Below are 17702 nucleotides of genomic sequence, written 5' to 3'. Positions count from 1 at the left end.
ACGCGTATCGAGACGCGGCATCCGAGGTCGGCTCACCACGTCTCGATACGCGTCCACCTCCGGCGGTCGCTACTCGACGACCGGGGTGGCGGGCGCTACTCGACGACCGGGGTGGCGGGCGCTACTCGACGACCGGACTCAGCCCCCGACGACCTCGAGCGTCTGCCGCGCGATCTCGAGCTCCTCGTTCGTCGGCACGACAAGCACCGCGACGCGCGAGGCATCCGTCGAGATGCGCCGCGCTCCGCTCCCCCGCTCGCGGTTGCGCTCGACGTCGAGCTCGACGCCGAAGCCCTCGAGCCCGCCGAGCGACCACTCGCGCACGAGGGCCGCGTTCTCGCCGACGCCGGCGGTGAACACGATCGCGTCGACGCGTCCGAGTTGCGCCGCGTACGCGCCCACGTACGAACGGATCCGGTGCGTGTACACCTCGAGCGCGAGCGTGGCCGCGTCGTCGCCGTCCACGCTCGCGGCGACGAGGTCGCGCATGTCGCGGTGGCCGCCGAGGCCGAGGATGCCGCTGTGCTTGTTCAGCAGGTCGTCGATCCCGCTCGCGTCGTAGCCGGCGCGGCGCTGCAGGTACGGCAGGACGGCGGGGTCGAGGTCGCCCGACCGCGTGCCCATGACGAGCCCCTCGAGCGGCGTCATGCCCATGCTCGTCTCGACCGAGCGGCCTCCCGAGACGGCGCACGCCGACGCGCCGTTGCCGAGGTGCAGCACGATCATGCGCAGCTCCTCGATCGGCCGCTCGAGGAACTCGGCCGCCGCGCGGGAGACGTACCGGTGCGACGTGCCGTGGAACCCGTAACGGCGCACGCGGTGCTTCGCGGCGACGGCGCGGTCGATGGCATACGTGTATGCCGCGGGCGGCATCGTCTGGTGGAACGCTGTGTCGAACACCGCGACGTGCGACACGTCGGGGAAGGCGCGCTGCGCGGCCTCGATGCCCTCGAGGTTGGCGGGGTTGTGCAGCGGCGCGAGGGGCGCGAGCTCGTCGATGTTGATCTTCACGAGGTCCGTGATCACGGTCGGCTCGAAGAAGCGCGCGCCGCCCTGCACGACGCGGTGTCCCACCGCGACCGGCGCGTTCGCTTCGAGCGACGGTCCAGTGCTCGCGAAGGCGTCGAGCATCACGTCGAAGGCGGCCGAGTGGTCGGGCACGTCGACGTCGGCCTCCCACGTGCCCGACGCGGCATCCGTCGTCTCGTCACGGTGCTTGGCGTGGCCGCCGCCCGCCTCGCCGATGCGCTCGACGAGCCCGGTGGCGAGCGTCGTGCCGCCCTCGACCTCGATGAGCTGGTACTTCAGCGACGAGGAGCCCGAGTTGATGACGAGGACGACGCTCACGACGCATCCGCCGCCTGGATCGCCGTGATGGCCACGGTGTTCACGATGTCCTGCACGAGCGCGCCGCGCGAGAGGTCGTTGATCGGCTTGTTGAGGCCCTGCAGCACCGGGCCGATCGCGACCGCGCCGGCCGAGCGCTGCACCGCCTTGTAGGTGTTGTTGCCCGTGTTGAGGTCGGGGAAGATGAAGACCGTCGCCCGGCCCGCGACATCCGACTCGGGGAGCTTCGTGCGCGCGACGGCCGCGTCGGCCGCGGCGTCGTACTGGATCGGGCCCTCGACCGCGAGCTCTGGGGCGCGCTCGCGCACGAGCTCGGTCGCGCGGCGCACCTTCTCGACGTCCTCGCCGGAGCCCGACTCGCCGGTCGAGTACGACAGCATCGCGACGCGCGGCTCGATGCCGAACTGCTCGGCGGTCGCGGCCGACGAGATCGCGATGTCGGCGAGCTGCTCGGACGTGGGCGTGGGCACGATGGCGCAGTCGCCGTAGACGAGCACGCGGTCGGCGAGCGCCATGAGGAACACGCTCGACACCACATTCACGCCCGGCCGGGTCTTGATGATCTCGAACGCGGGCCGGATCGTGTGGGCGGTCGTGTGCACCGCGCCCGAGACCATGCCGTCGGCGAGCCCCAGCGCGACCATCATCGTGCCGAAGTACGAGACGTCCTGCACGGTGTCGCGCGCCTGCTCGAGCGTCACGCCCTTGTGCTGCCGCCGGCGGTGGTACTCGTCGGCGAACCGGTAGACGAGCACGTGGTCGTGGTTCGAGAGCACGGTGGCGCGCGAGATGTCGAGTCCGAGCCCGATGGCGCGCGAGCGGATCTCGATCTCCTCGCCGAGGATCGTGAGGTCGGCCACGTCGCGCGCGAGCAGCGTCGCGGCGGCGCGCAGGATGCGGTCGTCGTAGCCCTCGGGCAGCACGATGTGCTTGCGTTCGCGGCGTGCGCGCTCGAGCAGTCCGTACTCGAACATGAGCGGGGTCACGACCTCGGGCCGCGCCACGTCGAGCAGGTCGAGGAGCGCGTGCTCGTCGACGTGCTTCTCGAAGAGTGCCAGGGCGGTGTCGCGCTTCCGCTGCGACTCGGCGGCGAGGCGTCCGCGGGTCTGCGTGATGGCGAGGGCCGTGTGGTACGTGTCCAGCTCGGTGCGGATGATCGGGAGCCCGGCCTTCAGGCCCTCGATGAGGCGCTCCACCGCGTCGGAGAGCGGGAAGCCGCCGTTGAGCACGATGCCCGCGATCGACGGGAAGGTCGCCGACGCGTGCGCCGTGAGCACGCCGAGGAGCACCTCGCTGCGGTCGGCCGGCACGACCACGACCGAGCCCTCGATGAGGCGCTCGAGCGCGTGGTCCATCGACATCGCGGCGATCACCACGCCGAGCGCCTCGCGCTCGAGCAGGTCGGGATCGCCCGCATAGAGGTCGCCGTCGACCGCGCGCATGATCGAGCGCATCGACGGTGCGACGAGGAACGGGTCCTCGGGGATCGCCCACACCGCGATGGACTCCTTGGCGAGCGCCTGCCGCCCGGTGACCGCGTCGACGTCCCATCGCGCCGCCGCGCCCACCTGTTCGACGATCTCATCGAGCCGGTCGGGGTCGGCGCGATTCACGACGATGCCGAGGATGCTCGCGTGCTCCCGCGCGAGCTCCTCGATGGCGAGCTCGGTCAGCTGGGCGAGCTCGTCGGCCGTGCGCGATTCCGCGTGTCCGAGGCGCTCCGACGGCGCGCGCCCCTGGTCGACGCGACCGCCGAGCACCAGCAGCACGGGAGCGCCGAGGTTGGCGGCGATGCGCGCGTTGAAGCCGAGCTCGGTCGGGCTCCCGACATCCGTGTAGTCGGAGCCGATGATCACGACCGCGTCGCAGCCCTCCTCGACGGCCTTGAACCGCCGCACGATCGTGCCGAGCGCCTGGTCGGGATCGGCGTGCACGTCCTCGTACGTGACGCCGACGGCATCCTCGTACTCGAGCGGCACCACGCCGTCGTGCGCGAGCAGCAGCTCCAGCACGTAGTCGCGCTCCTCGGTCGTGCGGGCGATCGGCCGGAATACGCCGACGCGGGTCGCGCGTCGGGCCAGCGTGTCGAGCACGCCGAGTGCGACGGTGGACTTCCCCGTGTTCCCCTCGGCCGAGCAGATGTAGATGCGGTGCGCCACGGGCTCCAGCCTAGGGCGACGGATGCCGCGGGCGCCGGGTCTTCCGGGTGAAATCCCAGCGCGGGCACCGCGACCGCATCGGCTCCCGATCGCGAATGCAGGAACTTCTGTCGCCCCCGCGGCGCGTCGGACCGCGACACGCCGTCGGCGACGCGATTCTTCCTGCATCATCGGGCGAACGGAGGCCGCTGGCGGCCGCGTTCAACGAGCCCCTCCGGCTCGGGTAGACTGGCCCAGGCTCCTCACGTGGCGCCATCCAGGCCAACTCCCCCAGGGCGGAGACGCAGCAAGGGTAACCGGGCTCTGGCGGGTGCGTGAGGGGTCCCAGGAGGATTCGCCTAGTGGCCTATGGCGCACGCTTGGAAAGCGTGTTGGGTGAAAGCCCTCGGGGGTTCGAATCCCCCATCCTCCGCCACGTTCTATCTGCTCTCGCAACGGAACCCCTGAGCCGCCAGGTTCGGGGGTTTCGTCGTTCTCAGGGCCGGTCGCTCCGTGTCCCCGCCGTACCCCGATGCCTACCGTGTCCTCATTAATGCCGAATAGCGGTTCCACGCCCGTCGTTCGATGATGTGAGAGATGTCAACGGCACCGATGGACACGAGGAGTGGGGACGCAGGGGGCTCCTCCGCCGGGCCGTCGACAGTAAGGGGCGACGGCCTCAGGGTATTCACCCTGAGGCCGCGTCGCACTCTCGGGTGGAGCATCGGACTCCCCTTCGTGGCGCTGGTGCTTCCGCTCCTGGCCGCCGAGCTCTGGCTGCTCGATCCGAGCGGCGCCTGGCCCGTCGTGGCGTGGACCGCCGCGATCATCGCCGGCCTCATCATCGCCGCGTGGATCGCCTACCAGCGCACCCAGGCCTCCCTGAGCTCGTACGGCATCGTCGAGCGCGGGTTCTTCGGCGGCACGTACACCGTGGCCGCCCGTGACATCGCCGGCGTGCTGCGCGTGCAGCTCTACCGCTCGAACAGCCTCGACACGTCGCACGAGCTCTTCGTCGTCAGCCGCAACGGCCGAGGCGTGTTCCGCATGCGCGGCCGCTTCTGGAACACGGCCACCATGGATCGCGTCGCCCGCATCCTCAACACCGAGGAGACCGTTCGCCACGAGCCGGTGACGCTCGCCGAGCTGCGGCAGACGGACCCCGAGCTGCTCTACTGGTTCGAGCGCCGCTCGCTCAGCCGCTGAGCTCACCGGCGGCGGCCCGCGTCACGACTTCGGCGAGCGGGATGCCGCGAGGTCGACGGCGCGCGGATGCCGCGTCAGCTCGTCGCGATGCCCAGCAGCGGCGCGTCGGGTCGGCTCGACGGCAGCTCGTGGAAGCCGAGCCGGTCGTAGAAGGCCCGCGCAGCGGTGTTCGCCGCATCCATGCCGAGGTGCAGGGCCGCGACCCCGCGCTCGGCGAGTGCTGCGCGGAGCGTGTCGATGAGCCGGCGACCGAAGCCCTGGCCCTGCAGGTCGGGCAGCAGGTCGATGTGCAGGTGCGCCGGATACGCTTCGACCTCGGGGATCAGCATGCGCGTCGGATCGGCGCCGGCGGCGAGCAGCTGCTCCTCGGTGTAGTCGGGGTTGCGGCCCGTCGGCGGTCCGGCGTGCGGATGCCGCGTGCGGAACGCCGGACCCCACTCGCGTCCCCACCAGTCCACGAACGCGCGGGTGTCGGCCACGCCGATGATGTAGCCGAGCGCGCGTCCGTTCCCGTCGTCGACGACGAACGCGAGTTCGGGCTCGTACTCCACGTACGGCAGGGCGAACACCTCGGGCATGAGCGCGTCGTCGGAGTACACGCCGGTCGCGTCGCCGCCGCCCGCAGCGGTGCGCAGGCAGATCTCGAACACCGCGTCGCGGTCCTCGCGCCGGTAGGGACGGATGAAGGGCGGTGTCCGCAGCTCGTCGACGGGATGCCCAGGGGCCGGCGACGCGACGCGCGGCTCGCCGACCGCGGCATCCGTGCGCTCGCCCGTCACCGGCGCCGCCGGGTGCCGAAGATGCCCTCGACGACGCTCGTGAGCACGTCGCGGGTGGCCTTGGAGCCGAGCACCTGCTCGAGCACCGACTTGTCGGCCGAGCGCGAGCGCGACGAGGTCGATCGCGACGTGCCCGAGGTGCGCTTCATGAGGCGGTCGTACTCGGCCTGGGCGGCCTTCTCCTCCTTGGCGCGCTGCTTCTCGATGGCGGCCTGCTGCTTCGCGAGCTCGGCGTCGGCCTTGGCCCTCGCCGTAGCATCCTCGGCCGCCTGCGCGGCCGCCGCGGCGGCGTTCATCTTGGCGGTCAGGAGCTCGTGCGCCGACTCGCGGTCGACCGGGGTGCCGTACTTCGCCTGCAGCGGCGAGCGGGCGACCGCGGCGTCGATCGCGGCGTCGGGCGTCGGCGACATGAGGGCCTGCGGCGCGCGCAGGCGGGTCCACGCGACGGGGCTCGGCGCACCCTTCTCGTTCATGACCGTGACGATCGCCTCGCCGGTGCCGAGCGTGGTGAGCACCTCCTCGAGGTCGTAGCCCGACTTCGGGTAGGTCGAGACCGTCGCGCGCAGCGCCTTCGCGTCGTCGGGCGTGAACGCCCGCAGCTGGTGCTGCACGCGCGAGCCGAGCTGGGCGAGCACGTCGGCGGGCACGTCCTTGGGCGTCTGCGTGACGAAGAAGACACCGATGCCCTTCGAACGGATGAGCCGCACGGTCTGCACCACCTGCGTCAGGAAGTCCTTCGACGCGTCGTTGAAGAGCAGGTGCGCCTCGTCGAAGAAGAACACGAGCTTCGGCTTGTCGAGGTCGCCGACCTCGGGCAGGTCGTTGAACAGGTCGGCGAGGAGCCACATGAGGAACGTCGAGTAGAGCGCCGGCCGGTCGGCGACGCCGGGCACCTCGAGCAGGCTGACGATGCCGCGACCGTCGGATGCCACGCGCAGGAACTCCGCGGTGTCGATCTCGGGCTCGCCGAAGAACACGTCGGCGCCGGCCTCGGCGAACGCGACGAGCTCGCGCAGGATCACGCCCACGGTCGCATTCGAGAGCCCGCCGAGCCCCTCGAGCTCGGCCTTGCCCTCGTCGCTCGTGAGGTACTGCAGCACCGCGCGCAGGTCCTCGAGGTCGAGGAGCGCGAGGCCGTTGTTCTCGGCGTAGTGGAAGACGAGCCCGAGGCTCGACTCCTGGGTGTCGTTGAGGCCGAGGACCTTGCTCAGCAGCAGCGGCCCGAAGCCAGCCACCGTCGCCCGGATCGGCACGCCGCGGCCGATGCCGCCGAGCGAGAAGAACTCCACGGGGAAGGATGCCGCGGTCCACGCCTGCCCGATGCCCTCGGTGCGCTTCAGCAGCTTCTCATTGCCCTCGCCGGGCGTCGCGATGCCCGAGAGGTCGCCCTTGATGTCGGCGGCGAACACGGCGACGCCGTTCGCGGCGAGCTGCTCGGCGAGCACCTGCAGCGTGCGGGTCTTGCCCGTGCCGGTCGCCCCCGCGACAAGTCCGTGGCGGTTCGTCATGGCGAGCGGGATGCGCACGGGCACATCGGCGAGCGGCTCGCCGTTCACGAGGGCGCCCATCTCGAGCGCGGCGCCGTCGAACGCGTAGCCATCGCGGATCGCCGCGACCTGGGCAGCGTCGAGCGGGCCGGACGCTGCGGCCCCCGCGGGTTGAGGAGCCGCCGAAGGCGGCGTCTCGAAACCCGCCTGCGCGGGGGCCGGGTTTCGAGACGCGTCCGGCTGCGCCCGGCGCTCCTCAACCCGCGGAGCGGCAGTGCGTGCGGCATCCGCCGCCGCCTGCTGCGCGTCGAGCGCGGCCTGCGCGAGCGCCGCCGCCTCCTCGGCCTTGCGGATCGCCTCCTGCGCCTGCGCCTGCAGCGCCTCGGCTGCCTCTGCCGCGGCCTCCGCCGCCTCCTGTGCCTGCTTCACCGCGTCTTCGGCCATGTGCCGATCCTAGCGACGGCGTGCGTCAGGGGCGGATGCGCACCGTCGGCGTGAACTTCGGCTCCTTCGGCGGCACGCCGAGGCTCCGGAGTCGGGCTGCGGAGCGCAGGTAGAGGGCCGCGATCAGGGCGAGTTCGACCAGGGCGATCACGTTGCCTGCGGTCGTCCCTGCCGTGTCGGCTGGCCCGGAGGCGACGCCGAGAGCGTCGAACAGCATTCCCAGCGCTCCACCGACGAAGAAGACGGCGAAGAGGATGCCGAGCACCTGACTCAGCCGTGGCCGGGCCGTCATCCGCCACGGTGCTCGCGGCGGTTCGATCGGCTCGCCCCTGCCCCGGAAGATCCGCGTGCCGAGGAGGATGGCCGCGAGGTCGATGCCGAACCTGACCATTCCGATGATCGGATCGGGCAGCCGCGTGAGCGCAAGCAGCGACACGATTACGAAGCCGAGGACCAGTGCGCCGACCACGTAGGCGAGCTTCAGCTCCCAGCGCACGATGCGCAGGTCCAGTAGGCGGCGCATCATCGTCCTCCGTGCTCGCGGCCACCGTGCGGCGGGCGGCGCACGTGAGCCAACCGTAGCGCCTCCGGACGCCACGCCGGGCGCAGGGGTTCCTCGCGCCCGGCGGTCATGCCTAGGGTGAAGGCGTGAGTCCAGCCAAGGACGACGCCGAGGTCCTCGAGATCGACGGCCGCGAGGTGCGCGTGAGCAGCCCCGGCAAGGTCGTGTTCCCCGAGCCCGGCCTGACCAAGCTCGACCTCGTGCGGTACTACCTCGCGGTGGCCGACGGGGCGGTTCGCGGGGTGGCCGGCCGCCCGATGGCGCTCAAGCGCTTCGTGAAGGGCATCGACCAGGAGGCGTTCTTCCAGAAGCGCGCACCCGAGAAGCGGCCCGACTGGATCGAGACCGCGACGCTGCACTACGCGTCCGGCAACTCGGCCGAGGAGGTCGTCGTCAACGACGCTGCGGCCCTCGCCTGGGTCGTGAACCTCGGATGCCTCGACCTCAACCCGCACCCGGTGCGCGCCCCCGACCTCGACCACCCCGACGAGCTCCGCATCGACCTCGATCCGATGCCGGGCGTCGACTGGGCGCAGATCGTCGACGTCGCGATGCTCGCCCGCGACGTGCTCGAGGACGTCGGCCTCGTCGGCTGGCCGAAGACGTCGGGATCGCGCGGCATGCACATCCTCGTGCGCATCGAGCCGCGCTGGGACTACCGACAGGTGCGGCTTGCGGCCGAGACGTTCGCCCGCGAGGTGGAGCGCCGGGCACCCGGGCTCGCGACCGCGCGCTGGTGGAAGGAGGAGCGAGGCGAGAGCGTGTTCGTCGACTTCAACCAGAACGCGAAGGATCGGACCGTGGCATCCGCCTACTCGGTGCGACCGCTGCCCGACGCCCGCGTCTCGACGCCGCTCGAGTGGGACGAGGTGCCGCGCTCGCACCCAGAGCGGTTCACCGTGCCGACCGTGCTCGAGCGCTTCGCCGAGCGCGGCGACCCGCACGCGGGGATCGACGACGCCGCCGGCGGCCTCGACGCGCTGCTCGCCCTCGCCGAGGAGCTCGGCCCGGCCGAGAAGCCGCCACGGGCGGGCGACGGGTCGGGGCGGCGGCAGTCGACGATGCCGCTCATCGAGATCGCGCGGGCCAAGACCAAGCCCGAGGCGCTCGAGGGGCTCGAACGGTGGAACTCGCGGCATCCCGACGTCGTCGCGAAGCTGGAGCCGGCCGACGTGCTCGTCGACGGCATGCGCGGATCGAGCTCGCTCTGGTACCGGATCCGGGTGAACCTGCAGCACGTGCCCGAGGATGAGCGGCCGCCCCAGGAGCCGCTCGAGGTCGACTACGACCCGTGGGCCCGGTACCGCAACGCCGACGGAACGATCGGCTGATGCGCCCGACCACCTGCCCCGCCCGCGCCGGGGCGACCTCGTGAGCGACCTCGGCCCGGTGAATCCCGGGTACGCCGCCGATGTCGAGTGGCTGCGCCGGTGGCGGCTGAGGCCCGAGGGCGATCCGCGCACGACGGCGTCGAGCCTGCTCATCCGGGCACGCACCGAGGACGGCCAGCCGGTCATGCTGAAGGTCGCGCACTCCGAGGAGGAGGCGCGCGGTGCGGAGCTGCTCGCGGCGCTCGACGGCCACGGTGTCGCGCGCGTGCTCCGCCGGGAGGGCGAGGCGACGCTCGTCGAGCGCGCCACGGGCGGACGGAACCTCGTGCGCATGGTGCGGGCGGGCCGGGACGACGAGGCGACCCGCATCATCTGCGAGGTCGCGAAGCCGATCCACGCGGCGACGGCCGACGTGCTCGCGTCGAGCACGCCACCCGAGCTCATCGACCTGCCGACGTGGTTCCGGCACCTCTTCGCGTACGCCGAAGACTTCGGCGCCTTCCACCGCCGCGGGGCCGACATCGCCCGCGCGCTGCTCGACGACCCCCGCGACGAGACCGTGCTGCACGGCGACCTGCACCACGGCAACGTGCTCGACTTCGGCGAGCGCGGCTGGCTCGCGATCGACCCGAAGGGGCTGCTCGGCGAGGCCGCGTTCGACGCGTGCAACGTGCTCACGAACCCGTCGCACGAGCGTGCGCTCGCCCCCGGCCGGCTCGAACGGCAGTTCGCGGTGGTGCTCGCGACCACGGGGATCCCGCCCGAGCGGATGGCTCGGTGGTTCGTCGCCTGGTGCGCGCTCTCGTCGACGTGGTTCGCGCTCGACGACGACCCGGGCCTCGCCGAATCGGCCGCGGCGCTGGGCGAGCGTGCGTTGGGGCTCGTGTCCTCCTAGCCGGGCGTCCGCGGATGCCGCGGCGCGGCGCGCGTCAGCCCGAGATCGACACCGGGGCGGCGCCCGCCCAGTCGCGCACGAGGTCCTCGCGCACGGTCACGCCCGTGCCCGCAGCATCCGGCACCCGGAGCTGCCCGCGGTGCTCGCCCTCGCCGAGGACGAACGGCTCGGTGAGGTCCTCGGCGAAGTAGCGGCCCGAGGCCGAGGTGTCGCCGGGCAGCGTGAAGCCGGGCAGCGCGGCCATCGCGACGTTCGCGGCGCGGCCGACGCCCGTCTCGAGCATGCCGCCGCACCACACGGGCACGTCGAGCGCGCGGCACGCGTCGTGCACGCGCAGCGCCTCGAGGTACCCGCCCATGCGCCCGGGCTTGATGTTCACGATCGAGGTCGCGCCGCGGTCGATCGCGTCGACGGCGGTGATCGTGTCGACGATGGACTCGTCGAGGCACACCGGCGTCTCGCAGGCCTCGGCGAGGCGCACGTGCGTGGCGAGGTCCTCCTCGGCGAACGGCTGCTCGATGAGCAGCAGGTCGAACGCGTCGAGCTGCGCCAGCAGCGGGATGTCGTCGGCCGTGTACGCGGTGTTCGCGTCGACCTGCAGCAACCCCTTCGGCCCGAGCTCCTCTCGCACCGCGCCCGTCGGCACGAGATCCCAGCCGGGCTTGATCTTGAGCTTGATGCGGCGATAGCCCTCCTCGACGTAGCCCATGACCTCGTCCATGAGCTCCTCGAGCGTCGGCGCGATGCCGACCGAGACGCCGCAGTCGACCCACTCGCGCTCGGCGCCGAAGAACGCGCCCATCGAGCGTCCCTGCGCGCGCAGCTCGGCGTCGAGCACCGCCGCCTCGAGGGCGCCCTTCGCCATGCGGTGTCCGGCGACGAACGCGAGCGAGGGCGCAACGGATGCCGCGAGCGGCACGGAGGCCCCGCGCGAGCCCGGTCCCTCGGCGACGGCGCCGCCCGCGGCATCCGTCGCCTTTCGGTGCTCTTCGACGTGCCGGCCGTGACCCGCGATGAGCGCGGGGCCGAGGTAGCGCTCGATGACGGATGCCGCACCGTCGACGTACTCGCCCGAGTAGAACGGGTCGCGTCCGGCCACGCACTCGCCCCAGCCCTCCCCGGCGTCGGTCAGCACCCGCACGAGGAGGACCTCGCGCCCGGTCTCGCGTCCGAACGAGGTCTCGAACGGACGCACGAGCGGCACCTCGATGCGGTGCAGCTCGATGCGCTCGATGGCGGGCACGGCGTTCTCGGCGTTCACGGCGTTCATCAGGCCTCCCGGTCGGGGTCGTCGTGGGTCAGGACGTAGTCGCCCGCGGCGTCGAGCTCGACGCGCAGGCCGGGATCGCGGGCGAGCGCCGCGAACGCCGCACGCGAGGCTGCACGCAGGCGCACCGCTGCCTCGGGGTCGGTCGCGCGCAGCTGCTCGTAGTCGGCGACGAGCGCGAGGTGCCCATCCGTCCGCCACTCGGGCAGCGGGCCGCGGGCGAGCGCGCGACGGGTGCGCGGCGAGTCGAGGCGCCAGCGCACCTCGAACCGGTCGCTGCGGTCGGTGCCCGTGATCGCGTCGTCGAGCTCGCCGTAGAAGTCGGGCAGGAACGCGATCACCTCGGCGCCGAGGCGTACGAGGTTCATGCGGGCGTTGCGGCGGATGAGCGGGTCGTACGTCCAGCGCACCTCGTCGACGCCGTGGGCGAGGCAGATCGCGCGCTGGCGGAGCTTCAGCGCGAGGCCGATGCCGCGGCCGCGCGCCGCGGGGTCGACCGCGTTCATGTGCGAGTGGATGTGGAGGCCGTCGTTCCAGCCGAGGAAGCCGAGCGCGGCGCCGAGCGGGGCGGCGACGCGGCCGGTTCCGGCGGCTTCAGCCCCGACCACCCCGCCCTCGTCGTCCGCCACCGCCACGAGCACCGTCGCGCCCGCATGCTCGATCGCCTGGATCATCGCGTGGTCGGGTCCGCGTCCGACGCCCCAGGTGGCCTCGAACCGGGCGAGCACGCCCGCGATCTCGTCGGGACGGGCGGGACGCGTGCGCAAGCCGGCACGCGCGTCCGCGGCATCCGCCGTGACTTCGGCGTCGGCGATCACCGACGCCGGCGGCCCCGGCGCATCGGTCACGCGAGCCGGTCCTGCATGCCCCAGGCCTGGCCGTAGCCGCCCTCGGCTTCGGGTCGGGCCATGAGGTCGAGGAAGGGCTGCGCGTCGAACGCCTCGGGGCCGAGCACGCCCCGGCCCGACCAGGTGCCGCTCGCGAGCAGCTCGAGGGCGATGACGGGATTGAGGGCGGTCTGCCAGACGACGCATTGGGCGTCGTACTCGGCCATCGTCCACTCGTTGTCGGACACGTGGTACAGGTAGACCTCGCGCGGCTCGCCGTCGGTGCCGGTGCCGGTCACCCACAGGCCCGCGCAGGTCTTGCCGGTCATCCGCGGCCCGATCGTGGCCGGGTCGGGCAGCGCCGCGGCGACCACGTCGCGAGGGGCGACCTCGACCGGGCCGTTCGCGCTGCGCACCCGGACGGGCGTCGTCGAGTCCAGGCCGAGCAGGTGGAGCGTCTTCAGCACGTTGATGAACTCGTCGCCGAGGCCGTACTTGAACGTGACCCGCTTCGCGTCGACCCAGCGGGGCATCAGGAGCACCTCCTCATGCTCGACGTTCACGCACTCCACCGGGCCGATGCCCTCGGGGAAGTCGAACACCTCGGGCTCCGAGAACGGCGGCGTGGTGAACCAGCCCCGGTCCTCCTCCCACATTACCGGCGGGTTCAGGCACTCCTCGATCGTGGTCCAGATCGAGAACGACGGCGCGAAGATCTCGTTCCCCTCGTCGTCGCGGACCACGAGGTTCGCCCCGTCGCGGGTGCCGAGCTCGTCGATCTCGCTGAACAGGTGATCGGCGGCGTAACGCGCGAACACGTCCGACAGTCCGGGCTCCACGCCCATGCCCACCAGCGCGAGCCGGCCGGCCTGCTCCCAGTCGCCGGCCTGCGCGAACTGGTCGTCGCCGAGCTTCACCCCGGTCTCGCCGTAGGGGTCGGTCGGATGCGGCTCGGACAGGCTCATCGCCATGTCGAGGTAGTCCGCGCCGGCCGCCAGCGCGCCCGCGAAGATCGACGGAACGAACTTCGGCTCCACCGCGTTCATCACGTGCGTCGCGCCGTGCTCACGGGCGACGGATGCCACGACCTCGGGATCGGACGCGTCGATCTGCGCCGTGGCGAACCTCGCCGCGACCTCGTCGCCGTGCCGCTCCCTGACCCAGTCGACCGTGCGCTTCGACCGGGACTCGTCGTAGTCGCTCACCACCAGCAGCTCGTAGAACGACCGACGAGCCGCGATCTTCGCGATCGCGTCTCCCACGCCACCAGCACCCACGAGCAGGATCCGCATGCTCCGACGCTATCGCTCCCCCGCCGACCCGTCGATGCCGACGGCGTCCGGCATCCCGCTCCCGCCGGACGGAACGTCCCGGCGGTCCGGTAGGCGGCCCGTGCGGATGCCGCGGGCCCGCGGCATCCGTCAGCAGAAGCCCGCCATGCCCGCCCAGGCCGCCGCCGGGCTCGGCACGCCCTCGAGCTCGACGGAGGCCTCGATGAGGCCGTAGGGCCGGTCGGCGGCGAAGAAGACCTCGTTGGGGTTGTCGAGGCCGAACGGCGAGAGGTCGACGACGAAGTGGTGGTTGTTCGGCATCGAGAAGCGGATCTCGGCGATCTCGGGGTGCTCCTCGAGCACGCGGCGGCCCATGTCGAACAGCGTCGCCTGCAGCGCGGCGGAGTAGCGCTCGGCGAACGCCTCGAGCAGCAGCGCGCGCACGCTCGCGTAGAGCGCGTCGTAGTCGATCCCGACGCGCTCGTAGCGCCATCGCGCGGCGACGTCCGTGGCGAGGATGCGGTCGCGCGTCTCAAGCAGGGTCGTATACCGGTCCTTCGGGTAGCCCTCGAAGCCCGACGCGGTGGTCTTGAGCACCGTGAGGTCCTTGAGGCCGGCGATGACGTGCCGCTCGTCGCCGTCGGCGACCACGACGGCCGTGCGCACCTCCTGTCCGCTGCGGACGAAGGCGTGGTCGTGCTCGGCGCCGTGCGCGACGATGCGCTCCCACCCGTAGCGTTCGGCCTCCCAGCGCCCGCCGGTCACCCATTCGAACGAGCTCGTGAAGTGGTCGGCGAGGCGCAGCAGGAACGCCTCGGGCGAGCCGATCCCGTCGCGGGCGAAGGCGAAGATCGTGTTCTTCTGCGTGTCGGTCGCGACGACGTGCGAGTTGTCGCCCTCGAGGTGCGCCGCGGCGAAGTCGCCGCGGAGCTGCGACGTGACGTTGAGGTCGTCGATCTCGTGGCGGGCGGTGTCGCGCGTGACCTTGACGACGCGCACCTCGGCCTTGCCGTACTGGTTGACGCCGAGGACGATGGCGGGCTCGGACATGGTCAGCTCCCTCGATAGGTCGAATAGGCGAACGGGCTCAGCAGCAGTGGAGCGTGCACGTGCCGGCCGTCGTCGTTGACGGTGATCGTGAGCACCACCTCGGGGTAGAACGTGTCGACGCCGTGCTCGGCGAACCACGCGCCGGTCTCGAATCGCAGCCGGTAGTCCCCGGCGGGCAGCTCGTCGGGGCCGATCCGGGTGACCCGGCCGTCGGCGTCGGTCGCGGCGGTGTCGACCGACCGCCACGAGACGCCGTCGAACGCGAGCAGCTCGACGGCCACGCCCTCGGCTGGTCGGCCGGACGTGGCGTCGAGCACGTGGGTCGTGACGCGGGAGACGGGCGGGGTGGCGGCGCTCATGCGACGAGTCCCTTCAGTCGGAGGACGGCGATCTGGCGGAGCTGGTCGGCGACGACGGGGTCCTCCTCGGCGGGCGTGTGCCCGAGCCGCTCGGTGAGCGCGTCGAGGATCTCCCGCGACGACCGCCCCGCGGCGCGGATGAGGAACACGCGGCCGAACCGCTCCTCGTAAGCGCGGTTGCCAGCGGCGAGCGCGGCGGCCACCTCGGCGTCGGTCGGGTCGACCCCCGACTGCTCCGAGCGCGACATGGCGGCCTCGGTGCCTGCGCCCGTGGGGCGCTCGCCGATGCGCGGATGGTGCGCGAGGGCACCCTCGACCTCGGACGGCGTGAACGGCGAGGCGGCCACCTCCGCCCAGGCGACGAGCTCGTCGACCGAGCCGAAGGGCCGAGCGTCGGCGATCTGCGCGCACCAGCGTTCGATGTCGAGGCAGGGCCGCAGCTTGGCGATCGCCTCCTCGCGATCGGCCTCGTTGAACGCGTCAAGCGACATCGCCGCCACCCTCCGATCCTGCCCGCCGCAGCAGGCGTCCGCGAGGCGCCTCGCGATCCACGGGCTCGCCGGCGAGGTACGTCGCCCGCACGCGGCCGACGAGCTCGCGACCGTCGTACGGCGAGATCGGATGCCGGTGCTCCAGTCCGGCGGCATCCACCGTGAACGCCTCGTCGGGGGCGACCACCGCGAGGTCGGCGGCGCGACCGACCTCGATCGCGCCCTTCGACGAGAGCCCGACCCGACGCGCAGGCGCCGCCGACATCCACTCGACCACCTGCTCGAGACGGATGCCGCGTCGCCGCGCCTCGGTCCACACGATCGGCAGGCCGAGCTGCAGGGACGCGATGCCACCCCACGCCTCGGCGAAGTCGCCGTTCCCGGCGAGCTTCAGGGACGCGGGCGCGGGCGAGTGATCGGACACGACGAGGTCGATCACGCCTTCCACGAGCCCGCGCCAGAGCGCGTCGCGGTTCGAGCCCTCGCGGATCGGCGGGCAGCACTTGAACGCCGTCTCCCCCGGTGCGACGTCCTCGGCGGCGAGCACGAGGTAGTGCGGGCACGTCTCGGCGGTGATCCGCACGCCGTCGTGCTTCGCCCACGCGATCGGCCCGAGCGCGTCCGCCGAGCTGAGGTGCAGGATGTGGGCGTCCGCGCCCGTGCGGCGCGCCGCCTCGATGACCGCCGAGATCGCGGCGTGCTCGGCGGCGCGGGGCCGCGACGCGAGGAAGTCGGCGTAGTCGCCGCCGTGCGGGTGCGGCGCCGCGTCGATGATCGCGGCATCTTCCGCGTGCACGATGAGCAGCGAGCCGGCCTCGGCGAGCACCGCCATCGCGCGCTCCATCGCCTCGGCCGACACCGGCGGGAACTCGGCGACGCCCGAGTCGACGAGGAAGCACTTGAAGCCGAACACGCCCTCGCCGACGAGCGGCAGCAGGTCGCCCTCGTTGCCGGGCACCAGGCCGCCCCAGAAGCCGACGTCGACGAACACCCTCCCCTCGGCGGCGGCGCGCTTGACTGCGAGCGCGTCGACCGAGGTCGTCGGCGGGATGCTGTTGAGCGGCATGTCGACGATCGTCGTGACGCCGCCGGCCGCGGCCGCTCGTGTCGCCGACGCGAAGCCCTCCCACTCGGTGCGCCCCGGCTCGTTCACGTGCACGTGCGTGTCGACGAGCCCGGGGATGAGCACCTCGTCATCGCCGAGCCGCACCGTCCGACCGCCGCGGAGCCCCGCGCCCACGTCTGCGATCCGCGCCACGAGCCCGTCGCGCACGCCGACCTCGGCGGGCGCGAACGCCCCGTCGACGAGCACCTGCTCGCCGATGAGCACGAGGTCGAAGGCGTCGTCGGATGCCGCGCCGGGCTCGGTCCGCGCGACGTCGGCGTGGGGCATCCGCTCGCTCACCCCCAGCGGCTCGCGTTCCTGATGTCGGCGCCGGTGAGCCGCACCTGGCGGTTCACGTCCTTGTAGAGCAGGTAGCGGAAGGGTCCGGGCCCACCCGCGTAGCAGGCCTGCGGGCAGAACGCGCGCAGCCACATGAAGTCGCCCGCCTCCACCTCGACCCAGTCGCCGTTGAGCCGGTAGACGCCCTTGCCCTCGAGCACGAAGAGGCCGTGCTCCATGACGTGGGTCTCTGCGAACGGGATCGAGCCGCCCGGCTGGAACGTCACGATGTTCACGTGCATGTCGTGCGCGAGGTCGTCGGGGTCGACGAAGCGCGTGGTCGCCCAAGCCCCGGCGGTGTCGGGCATGGGCTGCCGCGCGACGTCGGCGTCGCTCGTGACGAACGACGTCGGCGCGGGGATGCCCTCGACGGGCTCGTACGCCTTGCGGATCCAGTGGAACGACGTGGGCGCATCGCCTTCGTTCGCGATCGACCAGGGTGCGCCCGCGGCGAGGTAGGCGTAGCCGCCCGGACCCAGCACATCCCGTTCCCCGTCGACGTCGAGGGTGAGCTCGCCCGCCGTCACGAAGACGACGCCCTCGACGCCCGGCTCGGACTCGGGGTGCTCGGCGCCGCCGCCCGGCTCGATCTCGACGATGAGCTGCGCGAAGGTGGTGGCGAAGCCCGCGATCGGGCGGGCGAGGATCCACGACCGCGTGCGCGTGAAGCCGGGCAGCCTGCTCGTCACGATGTCGCGCAGTACGCCCTTCGGGATCACCGTGTACGCCTCGGTCACGATGGCGCGGTCGGTGAGCAGCTCCGACTGCGCGGGCAGCCCGCCCGGCGGGGTGTAGTAGCTCATG

General features: G+C 72.3%; 16 protein-coding genes, 1 tRNA gene and 1 other RNA gene. 5 read left to right on the top strand and 13 right to left on the bottom strand.

Annotated features, from left to right (window positions below; all coding sequences use genetic code 11):
• Nucleotides 1-138: 138 nt before the first annotated feature.
• Nucleotides 139-1347, bottom strand: coding sequence for an acetate/propionate family kinase (locus ACFVN5_RS16220; RefSeq protein ID WP_376956273.1), 1209 nt, complete (start codon nucleotides 1345-1347; stop codon nucleotides 139-141).
• Nucleotides 1344-3506, bottom strand: a complete 2163-nt coding sequence (gene pta / locus ACFVN5_RS16215) for a phosphate acetyltransferase (protein WP_376956272.1) — start codon at nucleotides 3504-3506, stop codon at nucleotides 1344-1346. Before pta ends, ACFVN5_RS16220 begins: the two co-directional genes overlap by 4 nt.
• 233 nt (nucleotides 3507-3739) lie before the next feature.
• Between pta and ffs the strand changes: the two genes are divergently transcribed.
• From ffs to ACFVN5_RS16200, 3 genes are all read left to right on the top strand, one after another.
• Nucleotides 3740-3836: signal recognition particle sRNA small type (gene ffs, locus ACFVN5_RS16210), an RNA gene on the top strand.
• A tRNA-Ser gene (locus ACFVN5_RS16205) sits at nucleotides 3834-3921 on the top strand. Before ffs ends, ACFVN5_RS16205 begins: the two co-directional genes overlap by 3 nt.
• A 302-nt stretch (nucleotides 3922-4223) precedes the next feature.
• Nucleotides 4224-4691, top strand: coding sequence for a hypothetical protein (locus ACFVN5_RS16200; protein ID WP_376956271.1), 468 nt, complete (start codon nucleotides 4224-4226; stop codon nucleotides 4689-4691).
• Nucleotides 4692-4765: 74 nt separating this feature from the next.
• Here the strand turns inward: ACFVN5_RS16200 and ACFVN5_RS16195 are convergent, their stop codons facing one another.
• Genes ACFVN5_RS16195 through ACFVN5_RS16185 form a run of 3 tightly spaced genes read right to left on the bottom strand, consistent with a single transcriptional unit; the run spans nucleotide 4766 to nucleotide 7870 of the window.
• Entirely contained in the window at nucleotides 4766-5470 is a 705-nt protein-coding gene (locus ACFVN5_RS16195) for a GNAT family N-acetyltransferase (RefSeq protein ID WP_376956270.1), read from the bottom strand.
• Nucleotides 5467-7401, bottom strand: a complete 1935-nt coding sequence (locus ACFVN5_RS16190; RefSeq protein ID WP_376956269.1) for a helicase HerA-like domain-containing protein — start codon at nucleotides 7399-7401, stop codon at nucleotides 5467-5469. The genes ACFVN5_RS16195 and ACFVN5_RS16190 overlap by 4 nt, the downstream gene beginning before the upstream one ends.
• A 25-nt stretch (nucleotides 7402-7426) precedes the next feature.
• On the bottom strand, nucleotides 7427-7870 hold the full coding sequence (locus tag ACFVN5_RS16185) for a hypothetical protein (RefSeq protein ID WP_376956268.1): 444 nt from the start codon (nucleotides 7868-7870) through the stop codon (nucleotides 7427-7429).
• Nucleotides 7871-8049: 179 nt separating this feature from the next.
• Between ACFVN5_RS16185 and ligD the strand changes: the two genes are divergently transcribed.
• Both ligD and ACFVN5_RS16175 read left to right on the top strand, forming a co-directional pair.
• Entirely contained in the window at nucleotides 8050-9294 is a 1245-nt protein-coding gene (ligD, locus tag ACFVN5_RS16180) for a non-homologous end-joining DNA ligase (RefSeq protein ID WP_376956267.1), read from the top strand.
• Between the two features lie 40 nt (nucleotides 9295-9334).
• A complete protein-coding gene (locus ACFVN5_RS16175; protein ID WP_376956266.1) occupies nucleotides 9335-10189 on the top strand; it encodes an aminoglycoside phosphotransferase family protein in 855 nt (284 codons plus the stop codon).
• A 34-nt stretch (nucleotides 10190-10223) separates the two neighbouring features.
• Here ACFVN5_RS16175 and menC read toward each other — a convergent pair whose 3' ends face one another.
• From menC to ACFVN5_RS16135, 8 genes are all read right to left on the bottom strand, one after another.
• Complete coding sequence (gene menC, locus ACFVN5_RS16170; protein WP_376956265.1) at nucleotides 10224-11459, bottom strand: o-succinylbenzoate synthase; 1236 nt, start codon at nucleotides 11457-11459, stop codon at nucleotides 10224-10226.
• Entirely contained in the window at nucleotides 11459-12304 is an 846-nt protein-coding gene (locus ACFVN5_RS16165) for a GNAT family N-acetyltransferase (RefSeq protein ID WP_376956264.1), read from the bottom strand. Before ACFVN5_RS16165 ends, menC begins: the two co-directional genes overlap by 1 nt.
• The gene (locus ACFVN5_RS16160) at nucleotides 12301-13575 is read right to left on the bottom strand and encodes a saccharopine dehydrogenase family protein (protein ID WP_376956263.1); all 1275 of its coding nucleotides are present in this window, start codon (nucleotides 13573-13575) and stop codon (nucleotides 12301-12303) included. Before ACFVN5_RS16160 ends, ACFVN5_RS16165 begins: the two co-directional genes overlap by 4 nt.
• Before the next feature lie 129 nt (nucleotides 13576-13704).
• Nucleotides 13705-14604: a factor-independent urate hydroxylase gene (gene pucL / locus ACFVN5_RS16155; RefSeq protein WP_376956262.1), complete on the bottom strand. Its 900-nt coding sequence runs from the start codon at nucleotides 14602-14604 to the stop codon at nucleotides 13705-13707.
• A 2-nt stretch (nucleotides 14605-14606) separates the two neighbouring features.
• Nucleotides 14607-14963, bottom strand: a complete 357-nt coding sequence (uraH, locus tag ACFVN5_RS16150; protein ID WP_376956261.1) for a hydroxyisourate hydrolase — start codon at nucleotides 14961-14963, stop codon at nucleotides 14607-14609.
• Entirely contained in the window at nucleotides 14960-15454 is a 495-nt protein-coding gene (gene uraD / locus ACFVN5_RS16145) for a 2-oxo-4-hydroxy-4-carboxy-5-ureidoimidazoline decarboxylase (protein WP_376956260.1), read from the bottom strand. The genes uraH and uraD overlap by 4 nt, the downstream gene beginning before the upstream one ends.
• A complete protein-coding gene (gene allB, locus ACFVN5_RS16140) occupies nucleotides 15444-16847 on the bottom strand; it encodes an allantoinase AllB (protein ID WP_376956836.1) in 1404 nt (467 codons plus the stop codon). The genes uraD and allB overlap by 11 nt, the downstream gene beginning before the upstream one ends.
• 8 nt (nucleotides 16848-16855) lie before the next feature.
• A complete protein-coding gene (locus ACFVN5_RS16135) occupies nucleotides 16856-17701 on the bottom strand; it encodes a bifunctional allantoicase/(S)-ureidoglycine aminohydrolase (protein WP_376956259.1) in 846 nt (281 codons plus the stop codon).
• Between the last annotated feature and the right edge of the window lies 1 nt (nucleotide 17702).

Origin of the sequence: Agromyces sp. NPDC057865, from assembly GCF_042796995.1 — a bacterium.
GTDB lineage: Bacteria > Actinomycetota > Actinomycetes > Actinomycetales > Microbacteriaceae > Agromyces.
This window is presented reverse-complemented; position numbering and strand designations above follow the sequence as displayed.